Consider the following 14,610-nt stretch of genomic DNA (forward strand, 5'->3'; position numbering starts at 1 on the left):
CCCACCCCGCAGGACTACCCCATGACCCTTGCCCATCTCCTGGCCCGCCAGGCCCGCGTGGCGCCGCAGCGCACGGCCATCTACGACGGCACGCGCCCCTGGGCCACGCACGCCCAGTGGGCCGCCCGCAGCGCCGGCCTGGCAGGGCGCCTGCGCGGCGCGGGCCTGGTGCCCGGCGACCGCGTGGTGGTGTTCATGCGCAACCACCCGCGCTACCTCGAGATCCTGTGGGGCGCCTGGTGGGCCGGGCTGGCGGTGGTGCCCGTGAACGCCAAGCTGCACCCGGCCGAGGTGGAATGGATCATCGACAACGCCCAGGCCCGCTGGGCCTTCGTGACGGCCGACGTGGCGCCCCAGCCGCTGCGCGGCCTGGAAAGGCAGGTGGACGCCGAATCGCCCGAGGCCGATGCGCTGCTGGCGGCGGGCGACGACGGCGCCGATGCACCGCCCGACGACATGCAACCCGCAGACCGTCAACCCACAGAGCGCCACCCCGACGACCTGGCCTGGCTGTTCTACACCAGCGGCACCACCGGCCGGCCCAAGGGCGTGATGCTGACGCACCGCAACCTCATGACCATGGGGCTGACCTACTTCGTCGACGTGGACCCGGTGGCCGCCGACGACGCCATGGTCTACGCCGCGCCCATGTCGCACGGCTGCGGCCTGTACGCCATCCCGCACCTGATGGCCGGTGCCCGGCACGTGGTGCCGGCCTCGGGCGGGGTGGACCCGGCCGAGCTCTTTGCGCTGGGCCGCGCGCTGGGGCCGCTGTCCACCTTTGCCGCGCCCACCATCGTCAAGCGGCTGGTGGACCACGCCGAGGCCGAGGGCCTGGGCCCGCACGATGCCGCGGCGGCCTTCAAGACCATCGTCTACGGCGGCGCGCCGATGTATGTGGCCGACATCCAGCGCGCGCTGCGGGTGATGGGGCCGCGCTTCGTGCAGATCTACGGCCAGGGCGAGACGCCGATGGTGGCCACCGCCCTGTCGCGCGGCCACATCGCCGACGCCGGCCATCCGCGGCAGCGCGAGCGGCTGGCCTCTGTGGGCGTGGCGCAGACGCCGGTGCAGGTGCGCGTGGCCGACCCGCAGGGCCGCAGCCTGCCGCCGGGCGAACCCGGCGAGGTGCTGGTGCGCGGCGACACCGTGATGGCCGGCTACTGGCGCAACCCCGAGGCCACCGCCGCCGCGGTGCGCGACGGCTGGCTGTGGACCGGCGACATCGGCAGCCTGGACGTCGACGGCTTCCTGACGCTGAAAGACCGCAGCAAGGACCTGCTGATCAGCGGCGGCTCCAACATCTACCCGCGCGAGGTGGAAGAGGTGCTGCTGACCGCGCCCGGCGTGGCCGAGGTGGCCGTGGTGGGCGCCCCCGACCCCGAGTGGGGCGAGGTGGTCGTCGCCTTCGTCGTGCCCCGGCCGGGCGTTGCGCTGAGCGACGCGGTGCTCGATGCGCATTGCCTGGAGCACATCGCGCGGTTCAAGCGGCCGAAGCGGTATGTGTTCGTGGAGGCGCTGCCCAAGAACCACTATGGGAAGGTGCTGAAAACGGAGTTGCGGGAGCGGTTGCGGGGGGAGGGCTGACCGCCCGCGCTTGATCGCGCTGCGGTTTGCAGGGGGAAAGTGAGCGAGCCTCGTCCCAGCGCAATCGCAACGTCTAAGATAGGCGTCCATTGAGTGTGGAATTCTTGCCAAACCAATCGGCTACTTATTGAGGCTCGGGCGTTTCTCGTCTGCCACCCCGTTCTGAAGGTGCAACCAGCTTCAGGTGGAGAATGCCGGCGATGGTTGACGACAAGATGACCTCATGCGTCTCTGGTGGCGCCAATCGAGATTAAAAAGAGGTTGAACCGCAATGGCGAGATCATCGCAACACTTCGACAGTGTCCGCGCATCACGTGATGGCCACGAGTATCACGAAGCATGGGTTGCCCGAAGGTGTTTGGGCCTCCTCTTTTCCGTTGATGATCTCGTCGGCATTACCGTAGAAGGATTTTCGACAGAGGATCGAGGTAAGGTAAGCAAGGAAGCGAATGAGATAGCCGATGCTGTGTTGTACTACGGTGAGGCAGCTTCCTTTGTTGAGGCGCGCAGCGTTGTTGTCGTCCAGGTGAAGTATTCCAAGGCCGCAGAGCTGCTGCCGTTTCGCGCGTCAGATGCCAAAAAGACACTGGGAAAGTTCGCGCGCACGTATCTCGAACACAAGCGCAAGCATGGCGCCGCCAAGACGAGGGAGAAACTCCATCTCCAGCTCGTCACGAACCGAACCGTACTGCCGGAACTGATTGAAGCCGTGCGAGGATTGGCAGCTGGAACGACCCTACGCGGCACCGCGAGGGTCCAGGCCAATCAGGTCCGGGCTGCCTGCAAATTGAACGCAGGTGATCTCAGGGAGTTTGCAGGCCGACTGCAACTGATCGGCCTGACAGGTAACCTGCGGGAAGCAAAACATCAACTCGCAATCGCGCTTGCCGATTGGTCGCCAGCTTGCGACGCGATGGCCCGAGTCCGCTTGAACGACGTCAGAGAACTAGCGCGTGAGAAGGCCGGCCTGGCCAGCCAGGATCGAAACGTCATCTCTCGCACTGACGTCCTCACAGCGCTAGGGATCCAGGACGAAAACGACCTGCTCCCTTGCCCGGCAAGTTTTCCGATGGTAGGCGAGGTTGTCCCACGTCATCAGCTTGCCGAGGTCGTTGCTCGGGTACCGACGCTGACCCAACCGTTGCTTGTGCATGCGGACGGTGGCGTTGGTAAGACCGTATTCGTGAACTCTGTCGCGGCGGGGCTCGCAGAGGAACACGAAGTAGTGCTCTTTGATTGCTTTGGGATGGGCCAGTACCGAGCGCCAGGCGATGCCAGACATCTTCCAAAGCGCGGTTTAGTTCATATCGTCAACGATCTCGCATGTCGCGGACTATGCGACCCACTGCTGCCCACAAGCAGCAACAGTGACGACATCATTCGGACATTTCGTGTGCGACTGAAACAGGCGGCGCAGACCATTAGCAGGTCTCAATCGAACCGCTTGCTGATACTGTTTCTCGACGCGATCGACAACGCCTCAGACCAAGCTCGAGACCGAGACGAAGATGCATTTCCCAGATTGCTTCTTGAGAGCGTGACCGTCTCGGGACAGATTCCTGGAGTCAGGATCGTCGTAAGCGCACGCACTCATCGACGAACTCGTGCAGCCGGCGAAGCTTCCTATGATGAGATTGAACTGCGACCCTTCACACCGGCAGAGACAGAGCAGTTCCTTGCGACTCGCGTGAGCGAGCTGACGGATGTTGGTGTGCAGGTTGCCCAGTCTCGCTCCGGCGGCAATGCACGAGTCCTTGAGCACTTGGCGGCCAAGGGCGCCGAACGTCTTGCTGAGTCGGAAACAGACAAGCCTATCCTTCTTGACGACCTCATTCGGGAGCGCATCGCCAATGCCTTGGCCGTAGCGAAGACGCAAGGCTACCGAGACCAGGATGTCGGGACATTCCTCGCGAGCTTGGCCACATTGCCGCCCCCAGTTCCTGTCAGTGATCTTGCTGCCGCCAATCAACTGGCCATCGGCGCCGTTGAGAGTTTTGCCGCCGACTTGGCTCCGCTACTTGAGCGGACCAAACATGGCTTGATGTTCCGTGATGAACCGACCGAAACACTGATTCGAGAAACGTACTCCACAGACACGACGGCTCTTGGCGTACTGGCGAAAAGCCTCTACGGTATGCAAGGTACGTCGGTCTACGCCGCGGCCACTCTCCCCGTGCTACTGCAGCAACTTGACGACGGTGAGCAACTCTATCGCCTGGCATTCGAGGAACGGTTCCCGGTAGCGGCTGCGAGCACGGTTGGTCAACGAGCCATTCGTATTGCACGAATCAAGGCCGCTATCACGCATTCGGCAGGTCGAGATGATCCGGATCGACTCGTTCCACTGCTGGTAGAGATGTCCACCCTCGCCGCGACGGACCAGCGTGGCACGCAGTACCTCCTTGATCATCCGGATTTGACAGTCGCCTCTGGTGACGTCGAATCGCTGCGCAGACTCTTTGAAGTGCGGACTAAGTGGCCGGGCACAAAGCACGCCCGGCTCGCAATCGCACACGCTTTGTCCGGCGACATAGCCGACGCCTACCGGCATGCGCTGCGGGTTGAGGAGTGGAGATCCCACTACTTCGAACAGGACGAGGACTATCGACGCGACAACGGGAGTCCAACAGCGCTGGATATGGCCTCAATACCGTTTTGCCGACTGGCCAACGGTGATGTGCCAGGCGCAGCTCGCGACATTTCAGGTTGGCGCTATGACAGCTTCGTCTTCGAAGTAGCGGAGCACGTGTTTGCGCTGGCGCGCTGGTGCGCTATCGACCAAGAAGCGCTCACGAAGTTTATGCTTGAGCGTCAGATTCCCGGAGTGTTGATAGCAGCACTCTCAGCCGGCACCGTCAGTGAAGGCCTGCAGCGTACCCTCATCAAGTCGTTGGCACTGGCCCTAAAGAAGCGGCCTGAAGGGCTGAGCCTTGGCGTGGACGAGTTTCGCGCTCATGCTCGACCGATAGTCCGCGGGCTTCTTCACTCAGCCTGTCTGGCTGTCATCGGCGGAATGGACGAGGACGCGCAAACAATCCTTGCGGCGCTTGAAATTCCGACGCCGTCGCTCTTTACATTCATGGACAGTCACTGGACTAGGGATGTCTATCCGTTTGTTGCTAAACAGGTTCTTACCCGGCTCGCTTCTGGCAGACCAATCGCCGAGAGAGACCTTCTCCCCGAAGATCTGGAATCCATCGCGCGAGTCCTACCGCCGGGTCTGGCCGGAACCGACCTCCGCAAGGCGTTGAAGGCAGAGCACGAGAGGATAGAACGTGAGAAAGTTGCCACGGATCGAAGTTCTAGTACCTCCAATGCGCGCACCTCGGTCGAACGCTTTCTCGATAGCCGCCTCGACGGTTGGCTGCAAGTTGCACAAGCATTCTCCTGCGCGTTTCGCGGCGGGCAAGGACGCTCAAAAGCATCGCTGACGCCATTGCTCGATGCATGGACCACGCTTCGAAAGAAGCGCGACTATTACGGCGGTGTGGAGGCGCAACAGCAACACAACGCTGTTGGAGAGCGCTTGTTGTCCATGGCGCTAGGCGCTAATTCCAAACTTTATGCCACGGAAGTCCAGCGATACGTCGACGCACTGAGCGGAGATGGTGTGGTCAACGTATCGAGTCTCATCGAGGTGACTGGGACATTGTCGAGAAGGCCTGCGTTTCATGTCATTGCTGGAAAGCTTGCCACGCGAGTCAAGGCAAAGATCGAGTGTGAGGATGACGTCGACCAACGGGCAGCTGACTTGGCCGAACTTGCGAGAGCCATCGCGCCGGCCAGCGGCAAGGAGAGCATTGAGTACTTTCGGCTTGGGTTGAACCAGATGGACGCGATCGGCTCGGGGGACTACCAGTTCGTGAACGAACTAATGCATTTCGCCAGCTCTCTGCATGGCGAGCGGCTCTCCGATGTCGATAGCCACACGTTGTCGAACATCTGCGAACTCAACCTCGGAGAGGAGCGCAAGTTCAACTGGGGTGTGTATGGCGCCGCCATGGTCAAAGCTGCTGGACCTAGAGGTTTGGCCAAGCTTGCGCGCTGGGAAGATCGAGAGCGAGTCTCGCTTGATTACTCGCTGCTGTCGTACTTGCATGCGCTACTCGACGACGGGCAGATTGACCCATCTCTCGCGCTAACGATGCTGCGCATCTGCAACCCCACGGAGCTCTTTGTTTGCAACACCGCGCACTTGGTCGCATCGTTGGAGAAGTGGAACGACCCTCGCTTGAAAGAGTGGGCCAAGACGCTCTGCGAACAGTGGCTGCGGGACAATCCTGGGCTGTTCATGTCCAGCACGCTTGGTGCGCTGGTGCGCTTGGCAAAGCGAGCTCTTGGTGAGGCTTCGATTGAGTGGAAGTATCTGTCTGAGGCCGCGGCCAGGAACGATTCCACGATCGACACCTACAACGCCTTGAATAACTGGCGGCCTGGTGCCTCAGCAGTTCACGTGAAGAAGCAGGAGGCAGAAAAGGCGGCGGCACAGAAGGCCGTGAGGCGGCTGGCTGCCGAAACGGACCCACTGGACGAAATGGCTGTCGTCAAAGCAGTTGCTACCCTGGAGGCCCAACGCACCGGAGGGCGTCTTGAGTGGGACTTGCTAGCGCTTTTGCGAGCAAGAGTCTCGTATGCAGACTGGCCTGTGTACATCCACTTGGTCGCCAGGCAGCCGACCTTCGATATCTACACCAAGATGCGCGAACTCAGTGCCTGCAAGGAGGCTTGGTGTGAGGCGTCGAACGCGGTTGCCACCGCACTTCGAGAAAGTGCCGAAATTGTTGTACGCGAGAACGCCTCTGATTTCATCTCCTATGAGTACTTGTCGTCTTCGCACCTGAAGGAACTCTCCGACATCTCTGGCGTGAACCGCGAGATGCTTGTGAAATCCCTGACCAGAGAGTTCTCTCGGCCGGATGCCTCAATCCCGGCATCGGTGTGGCTGGGCATCGCGGCCGAGTTCAACGCCAAGGCCAAGCCCGGAGTTGGACAGCGAGCACTGGCGCGCCTGCTCAGCACAGGGCCAGAGAAGCTAGCCTCGTCTGTGGCTGATGGAGCTTACCAGTCGGACCTGTGTCCGCCATCTGATCCCGTAGCCGTCACGGCTGGCCTGATCTGGTTCGCCCTGGGAGCGCCAAAGGCTTCGCGGCGCTGGATGGCGGCCCACAGCCTGCGCACAGCTGTTCGCCTCGGACGAACGGACGTACTAGACCAGGTCGTCAACCAAGCTCACTGGACCAGTGCCGGCGCATTCCAAGCGAGGGAACTGCGCTTCTTTCACTTGCACGCACAGCTTTGGCTGCTAGTCGCACTCGCGCGCTTGGCGATCGACGCCCCACGAGCTGTCGCGAAACACCATAAGCTGCTTCTGAGCCTTGCCACAGACTCGAAGAACCGCCATGTTCTTCAAAGGAATTTTGCGGCACAGGCCCTGTTGGCGTGCCTCCGAGGCGGCACGGTCACGCTAGATTCGGCAACGCTCAAGCAGGTTCAGCAGGTCAATTCTTCACGTCGGCATTTGAAGACGATCTCGGGCAATGCTCGGTCTGCCGCGTATCTGGCCAGGCCGAAGACTTTTCCCGCGCCGACGAGTGAACTCCACCTGGAGTACGAGTTCGACAAGCACGAGGTCGCGAGTCTGAGCGAGTTGTTTGATCGACCGCATTGGGAAACTGCGGAGGCCATCGGCACGTGGGTGCGCCAATACGACAAAGAAATCACCCAAATGTCCGATTCCGATGGTCGCTCGGGTGTTCGTCAAGAGCGCACATATGGCATTAGTCCCGAACACCACTCTTACGGGGAGCACCTGTGCTGGCATGGGTTGCACGGCGTCGCCGGCGACCTCCTCGCCGCCTACCCCGTCGTACGCCACTCTTATGACTGCAGTGACCCTTGGGCCTATTGGCTTGACCAGCGTCTGCTCACGCACTCGCAGGGATTGTGGCTCGCCGACGGTACGGAGATCAGACCACTTGATACCCGCACAAACCTGCGAGAGGCGGGGAAATCGGGGGTGCAGCTGACAGGGAACCGCGACAAGCTCTTGTCGCTCCTGGGTATCTCATCGTCTGTAGGCGACTGGTTGGTTGCGGATGGGAGCTGGAACTCCTTGGACGGCGTAGACGTCCTCGTCCAAACAGCATTGGTTCCCAGTCGAAAGAGTGCGGCTCAGGCTAAGGTTCTGGCGTCAATGGACCCGTTCCAGGCCTACTTGCCTCGTCTGGAGGGGGACGAAGACGAGGACTTCGACTCCTTCCATCGTGAGACTCAGGCTCATCCATGGGTCGTCATTTCGAAGCACGATGGTCGGCTGGACGCAGCGGACGTGCTGGGAGTTACCGCAGCAGCGCGACGAGCCCGTCTCTCGGTCGATGTGAATGCGTCGTTTCGGCTGACGCCCAGGGACCCGTTCCGCCGAGAGTGGAGCGATCCCACAGGGCAGGTTCTCGTCCGATCCGAGGTGTGGGCAACTTCGACTGATCGCAATTCAGGCTCGCGCGACTGTGGAACTCGGCTGCTGGTGCACAGGAAAACGATCCAGGGGCTTCTGGAGGCACGGGCGTCTGACCTGTTGCTACTCCTGATCCTGCGACGCTACGAAGCTAGGTCAGGAGCTGACGACTCGAAGTATTGGCACACGACGGCAGTCGCCCGGGTGACGCAGGCGCTTGAGTTCGAGTTCTATCCGGGCCGGATCAACGCGCTTCACAAGTCGAGGTACTGAGATGCGCCAATCTGAACCAGCGCTTGAGGAGAGCACGGATGACAGCAATCTAGCCTAGACCAGATGCTCAAGCTGTAGCCGCGACAAGCCGCAACCGGTGCATACCGGCACACGGCGGAAGAACGTCGTACCACTGTGATTCGGGTGGACTGCGCACACAGACCCTCGGTTCGCCGCGAGCAAGGACGCACAGGAGCCCAAACGCACGAGGAGGCCTGCTGGACGCAAGCCCCCCCGCGCTCCACCTCACTTCGCCGTCTTCGCAAACTCCGCCGACTGTTCCTTGACCACGGCGTCCACCACGTCGCCGTAGGCGGCGATCCAGCCCGATTGGGGTACCCACTTCGTGCCGTCCCACATGTCGATGCGGGTTTCGCCGCCGCCGCCGTGGTCCTTGGCGGTCACGGTCACGGGGGCCAGCAGGTCGTTGACGTCGAAGTCCTTCAGGCTTTCTAGGCCGGCCTTGATCTTGGCCGGCGTCAGCGGCCAGCCGCCTTGCTTGATGGCCAGGCGGGTGCCTTCGAACATTGCCGAGTACATGGCCAGGCCGATGTTGGCAATGTCCACCTCGTTGAACCAGCTCACGACGATCAGCTTGTCCATCGGGATGCCGTTGCGCTTCATCTCCTTGGCGGCAACCACGTGCATGGCGCTCAGGTTCCAGCTAGCCCGCGGCGGCAGCGCGGCGATGTGCTGCGTCACCGCGGCCGCCAGCGCGTCGATGCCGGCGTCCAGGACGCGGGCGGCCATCACGTCCAGCATCCGTTGTCGAAGCGGCGTCATGAACTTCTCCGCGGTCGTGGCCCGGGCACATGCCCGTGGCGATCAAGGTAGGTTCAGCGGCGATCTCAAGCAAGACGCGCGCGACTCGACCCTTCGGCGGTGGACGCTCTCCTAAAGCGTTGGCGGTTCAGTTCAACGCTTGTTGGGCCATATGGCTTTCACCTAAGGTGCGGCCCGGGGGGGCGCCGACACCGCCGCGCCGCGCCGTCGGCAGGCGGGTGGCACCGAGGCGGGCCGGCCCCATACTCCTGCACTTTGCGCCGCATGCAAGCCTTGCTGAACGCCATCGCGACGATGGCCCTGCCCACCGATGCCCGGCGCGTGTTCCACGGCCGCGGCGGCCTGCACCCGGGCTGCGAGCACTGGGCGCTGGACGCCTTTCCGCCGGTCTTCGTGCTGACCAGCTTCAGGCCGGCCGGCGACGACGAGCTGGCCGCGGTGCACGCGGCGCTGGCCCAGCGCTGGCAGCAGCTGGCCCCGGGGCAGCCGCTGGCCTGGGTGGCACAGTGCCGGTACGACGGCCGCACCGAGACGCGCCTGATGGCCGGCAGCGTGCCCGAGCCGCACGTGGTGACGGAGCAGGGCGCGCGCTATCGGGTGCACGTGCTGAAGGGCCAGAACCACGGTCTGTTCCTCGACATGGCCGAGGGCCGGCGCTGGGTGCGCGAGCATGTGGCGGCGTGCCCCGGTGCCACGGTGCTGAACCTGTTTGCCTACACCTGCGCGTTCTCGGTGGTGGCGCGGCAGGCCGGCGCGCGCCAGGTGGTGAACCTGGACATGAGCGACGGCGCGCTGGCCATCGGGCGGCAGAACCACCAGCTCAACGGCCTGTCCGGCGGCGCCAGCTTCCTGGCCCACGACCTGTTCAACTCCTGGGGCAAGGTGACGCGCGGCGGCCCTTACGACCTGGTGATCGTCGACCCGCCCAGCTACCAGAAGGGCAGCTTCGTGGCCACCAAGGACTACGCGCGGCTGATGCGCCGGCTGCCCGATCTGCTGGCCCCCGGCGGCCATGCGCTGCTGTGCCTGAACGCGCCCGAGCTGGGCCCGGCCTTCCTGCAGGACGCGATGCGCGAACTGGCGCCGACGCTCGAGTTCGTGCAGCGCGTGGCCAACCCCGAGGCCTTTGCCGACGTGTCGGCCGAGCGCTCGCTGAAGGTGCTGGTGTACCGGGCGTCGGATGTTGCGGCTGCGGCCGCTTCTGCGGGGGAGGCCGGGTCTGCACTCGGCGAGCCCGCGTCGCCCGACGCCGCTTGACGCGGGCCCAGGGCGTGGCGCCCGCGGCGGCCGCGCCTCAGCCCTTCGCCGTCTTCAGCGCCGTGGCCATGGCCGTCAGCGCCGTCACCGCCTGCCCCACCGACTGTGCGGCCCGGGTGTCGCGCAGCGCACCGGCCTCGTCGAAGGCCTCGTGTGCCTTGCCCAGCGCAAACTGCTGCGGCACCACGACCATCTGGAAGGCCATCTGCAGGTACTGGCGCACGTAGTTCATCGAGCGCAGCGCGCCGCCGGGCCCCGGCGACGCCGACAGCAGCGCCACCGGCTTGTTGGCGGTGGCGGCCAGCCCGCTGGGCCGCGGGCGGGGCGGCGGCGATGCGCGACAGCCAGTCGAAGGCGTTGATGAACAGCGGCGTGGGAAAGCCGTTGTACTCGGGCGTGACCACCAGCACGCCGTCGCAGGCCAGCATCGCGTCGAGCAGGCGCTGGGCGCCCTCGGGCACGCCGGACGCCGCCTCCAGGTCGCCGTCGTACACCGGCAGCGCCAGCGCGCGCAGGTCGAGCTCGGTGACGCCCAGGCCCGCGGCCCGCGCCTGCCCGGCGGTGAACGCGGCCAACTGGCGGTTGAGCGAGCCCTGCCGCGCGCTGGCGGGGATGACGAGGAGGTGCGGTGTGCTCATGGGCGGCCCGTGCGTCGATCGGTGGACGCGCATGGTGCGGCATGGGCTGCGGCGCGGCAAGCGCGGCGGTTGTCCCTCACGCCGGCAAGGGCTGGATGGGGCTGGGGCGCAAGCCCCGTGGGCGGAGAGCGGGCGGCAGCGCGTCAGCGCCGCCGGCTTTCCGCGAGCATGTTGCAGAACAGCGCGCCTTGCTCCAGCGCGTCGTCGAGCGCCACGTGGGTGTGGGGGTGGTCGTCGAACCAGCGCTTGGGCATCGCGCTCTTGGTGCTGCGCCGGTAGTCGCGCCGCAGCATCACCATGGCCATGGTCTTGAGGTCGAGCGCCGAGAAACTGAAGGGGCTGCGGCCGGCGAAGCGGATCAGGTACCAGTAGACGAACATGAAGTCGAAGGCCGCCGGGTAGCCGACGAACACCGGCTGGCCCGGCAGCGCCTCGAGCCAGGCCACGTAGTCGGCCATCGCCGCGGCGGGCTCGCGCGGGGCGGCGCGGGCCGCCTGCCAGGCCTCGGTACGCTGCGCCCACCAGGCCATCGTGTCGGGGTGGCCGGTGGCGCCGGGCAGCAATTCGAGGTTGGCGGTGAAGGTGCCGAGCAGGGTCTTGTCGGCCAGGTAGGCCGCGGACGCAAAGCTCAGCATCGAGTGCGGCCCGGGGATCGGCCCGTCGACCTCGACGTCGGTGCTGACGTAGACCTCGGTGCGCGGCGTGTCCGTCATGGCGCCCTTGTATCACCGGCGGCCAGTGGGCCGCGCAGCCAGCGCGACACCTCGGCGCGACCGCGCTTCACCAGTGCGGGCGCCGCGCCGGCGCCGGGCCGAGAATCGGTGCCTCGATCCACAGCCGCCGATGCCATGCCGCCCCTGACGACCCCCGCCGTGCGCCTGAGCGAAGTCGGCCCGCCCGGCCAGCCGCCGTACGGCATGACGCCCGAGGCCGGCCAGGCCAAGGGCTGCGTGCATGCCGATGGGCGGCGGGCGGTGCCTGAGTCCAGGCGCGCGAAACCCGTCGGAGGCCGCGCATGACCGACGCGCAGAAGCTGCCGCTGGCCGGCATCCGCGTCGTCGAGTTCACCCACATGGTGATGGGCCCCACCTGCGGCATGATCCTGGCCGACCTGGGCGCCGAGGTCATCAAGGTCGAGCCACTGGCCGGCGACAACACGCGCCGTTTGCTCGGCTCGGGCTCGGGCTTCTTCGCGATGTTCAACCGCAACAAGCTCAGCCTGGCGGTGGACGTGAAGCAGCCGCAGGGCCGCGAGATCGTGCTGAAGCTGGTGGCCGGCGCCGACGTCTTCAGCGAGAACTTCAAGGGCGGCACGATGGAGCGCCTGGGCTTCGGGCCCGACGCGCTGCGCACGCTGAACCCGCGGCTGGTGCACGTGTCGCACAAGGGCTTCCTGCCTGGGCCTTACGAAGATCGGACTGCCCTCGACGAGGTGGTGCAGATGATGGGCGGCCTGGCCTACATGACCGGGCCCGAGGGCCGGCCGCTGCGCGCGGGCACCAGCGTCAACGACATCATGGGCGGCATGTTCGGCGCCATCGGCGCGCTGGCCGCGCTGCACCGGCGCGACAACGCGCGCAGCGGCACCGGGCAGGGCGCCGAGGTGCAGAGCGCACTGTTCGAGAACAACGTGCTGCTAGTGGCGCAGCACATGATGCAGTACGCGGTGACGGGCGAGCCCGCCGCGCCGATGCCCAGCCGCATCAGCGCCTGGGCGGTGTATGACGTGTTCACGGTGAAGGACGGCGGGCAGATCTTCCTGGCCGCGGTGAGCGATTCGCAGTGGGCCGCGCTGTGCGCCGAGTTCGGCTTCGCCGACCTGAAGGCCGACCCGCGCCTGGCCACCAACAACGACCGCGTGCGCGCCCGCGACTGGATGATGCCGCTGCTGCGCGAGCGCTTCGCGCCGCTGGGCGCCGACGAACTGAGCCAGCGTTTCGAGCGCATCGGCCTGCCCTACGCGCCGATCACGCAGCCGCAGGCCCTGTTCGACGACCCGCACCTGCAGGCCACCGGCGGCCTGGCCCCGGTGACCGTGCCCGCCGACGCCAGCAGCGCCGGCCACGCCATCGACACGCAGATGCCGCTGCTGCCGCTGACGCTGGACGGCCAGCGCCTGCCGCTGCGCCTGCCGCCGCCGGCGCTGGGCGCGGACACCGAGGGGCTGCTGCGGTCGCTGGGCTACCGAGACAGCGAGATCGAGGCGTTGCAGGACGCTCGGATCGTCGGTTAGCAGATCCCCGGCACGAACGCGTCCCCGGCCCCGCGCGCCGTCGGGATCACGGCACCACCAGGATGTCCAACCCCAGCGAGGCCGGGTGCGTGGCCACGCCGAGCAGCGCGATGACCACGCCCGCAGCGCCCACGCCCTCGCCATCGGCGTCGTAGGTGATCGCCCCGGTGGCCGGGTTGTAGGCGGTGAAGGCGTTGGTGTCGGGGTCGATCGCCGTGCCCACCGCCCCGGCCAGCGCCGTGAAGGTGGCCGCCGACAGCGCAAGCTTGTCGGTGCCGGGCGTGAAGTCGGTGACCGTGTCCACCGCCGTCAGCGCACCGGCGCCGGCAAAGGTGAAGCGGTCGCCGCCGCTGCCGCCGGTGAGCGTGTCGGCACCGTCGCCGCCGTTGAGGAAGTCGTTGCCCTCGCGGCCGTCGATCAGGTCGTTGCCGGACAGTCCGGTGAGCACGTCGCCGCCGATGTAGCCGACGATCGTGTCGTTGCCCGCGGTGGGCGTGATCACCATCGAGCGCACCACCACCGCCGACCACTGGGCACCGTTGGCGAACACGAAGCGCTCGATCGTCGGCACGCCGAGGGCGAAGTAGTCCCGCACCTCCAACTGGTCGGCCGTGCCGGCGATCGCCAGGCGCAGCGCATCACCCACGCGTGTGGGCAACAGGTTGGCTGTGGTGATGCCACTGGCCAGCGCCACGGTGTCGACATCCCCGCTCGCCGGCAGGTCTCCCAGGCCCACCGCATAGGCCGGCCCGACGCCGCTGAACAGCGCGGCGCCCCAGGTGGCCACCGCCAGCGGCTCGACGATCGTGTCCGAGCCGCTGCCCGGACCGAACTCGTAGCGGTCGCCACCCGCGCCACCGCTCATCGTGTCGTTGCCCGCGTCGCCGACCAGGGTGTCGATGCCCTCGCCACCGGCCAGCAGGTCGTTGCCGGCGCCGCCCAGCAGCCGGTCGGCCCCGGCACCACCGAACAGCGTGTCGTCGCCGCCCAGCCCCGACAGGCTGTCGGCGCCACCGCCGCCCGAGGCCCAGTCGGCCGTGCCGGCGCCGGCCAGGTCACCGGTGATGGTGTCGTTGCCAGGCAGTCCGACGAAGACATGGTTGCCGCCGTCGAAGGCCAGCGCCGCAGCGGCCATCTGCGCCTGGGTGAACACCTGGCCCGAGGCCAGGCGCAACTGGTCGATGGTGCCCGGGGCGATGCCTTCGCCCTGGAAGAAGTCGACGACCACGATCTGGTCCACGCTGGCCCCCACGCTCACCTGCACGACGAGATCGTCGAAGCTGTAGTGGCCACGCGAGAAGCTCACGTTGCCGGCCACGATGCCCGCGCCCAGCACGATGGCGTCGACGCTGCCGACGAGGGTGTCGTTCTGCTCGATCAGGTCN

The 14,610-nt window shown here is 65.9% G+C and carries 6 protein-coding genes and 2 pseudogenes; 4 read left to right on the top strand and 4 right to left on the bottom strand.

Annotated features, from left to right (window positions below; all coding sequences use genetic code 11):
• The first annotated feature begins 21 nt into the window (after positions 1-21).
• Both EOINJALH_RS11165 and EOINJALH_RS11170 read left to right on the top strand, forming a co-directional pair.
• Positions 22-1,587, top strand: a complete 1,566-nt coding sequence (locus EOINJALH_RS11165; protein WP_088280481.1) for an AMP-binding protein — start codon at positions 22-24, stop codon at positions 1,585-1,587.
• A gap of 358 nt (positions 1,588-1,945) precedes the next feature.
• Positions 1,946-8,314, top strand: a complete 6,369-nt coding sequence (locus EOINJALH_RS11170) for an NACHT domain-containing protein (RefSeq protein ID WP_158219724.1) — start codon at positions 1,946-1,948, stop codon at positions 8,312-8,314.
• A gap of 246 nt (positions 8,315-8,560) precedes the next feature.
• On the opposite strand, the gene EOINJALH_RS11175 is transcribed toward EOINJALH_RS11170, so the two are convergent.
• Positions 8,561-9,097, bottom strand: a complete 537-nt coding sequence (locus EOINJALH_RS11175; RefSeq protein ID WP_234413790.1) for a hypothetical protein — start codon at positions 9,095-9,097, stop codon at positions 8,561-8,563.
• A gap of 264 nt (positions 9,098-9,361) precedes the next feature.
• On the opposite strand from EOINJALH_RS11175, the gene EOINJALH_RS11180 reads away from it, so the two are divergent.
• Positions 9,362-10,354, top strand: coding sequence for a class I SAM-dependent methyltransferase (locus EOINJALH_RS11180; RefSeq protein ID WP_088280442.1), 993 nt, complete (start codon positions 9,362-9,364; stop codon positions 10,352-10,354).
• A 37-nt stretch (positions 10,355-10,391) separates the two neighbouring features.
• Here the strand turns inward: EOINJALH_RS11180 and EOINJALH_RS33470 are convergent.
• Together EOINJALH_RS33470 and EOINJALH_RS11195 are read right to left on the bottom strand one after the other, a co-directional pair.
• Positions 10,392-11,025, bottom strand: a pseudogene (locus tag EOINJALH_RS33470) (NADPH-dependent FMN reductase).
• A 110-nt stretch (positions 11,026-11,135) separates the two neighbouring features.
• Positions 11,136-11,705 (bottom strand): exonuclease, encoded by a 570-nt coding sequence (locus tag EOINJALH_RS11195; protein ID WP_088280444.1) that lies wholly within the window; start codon positions 11,703-11,705, stop codon positions 11,136-11,138.
• 302 nt (positions 11,706-12,007) lie between these two features.
• Here EOINJALH_RS11195 and EOINJALH_RS11200 point away from each other — a divergent pair.
• Positions 12,008-13,219: pseudogene (locus EOINJALH_RS11200) on the top strand (CaiB/BaiF CoA transferase family protein); the annotation flags it as partial.
• Between the two features lie 52 nt (positions 13,220-13,271).
• Here the strand turns inward: EOINJALH_RS11200 and EOINJALH_RS33310 are convergent.
• The coding region (locus EOINJALH_RS33310; RefSeq protein WP_310732301.1) for a calcium-binding protein at positions 13,272-14,609 on the bottom strand (1,338 nt) is incomplete at its 5' end.
• Between the last annotated feature and the right edge of the window lies 1 nt (position 14,610).

The organism is Ideonella sp. A 288 (assembly GCF_002198735.1).
Classification (GTDB): Bacteria; Pseudomonadota; Gammaproteobacteria; order Burkholderiales; family Burkholderiaceae_C; genus Pseudaquabacterium.

Excerpts from the sequence above, each read along its gene's own strand:
- EOINJALH_RS11165 (WP_088280481.1), top strand. The coding sequence starts at position 22 with ATGACCCTTGCCCATCTCCTGGCCCGCCAGGCCCGCGTGGCGCCGCAG.
- EOINJALH_RS11175 (WP_234413790.1), bottom strand. The coding sequence starts at position 9,097 with ATGACGCCGCTTCGACAACGGATGCTGGACGTGATGGCCGCCCGCGTC.
- EOINJALH_RS11180 (WP_088280442.1), top strand. The coding sequence starts at position 9,362 with ATGCAAGCCTTGCTGAACGCCATCGCGACGATGGCCCTGCCCACCGAT.
- EOINJALH_RS11195 (WP_088280444.1), bottom strand. The coding sequence starts at position 11,705 with ATGACGGACACGCCGCGCACCGAGGTCTACGTCAGCACCGACGTCGAG.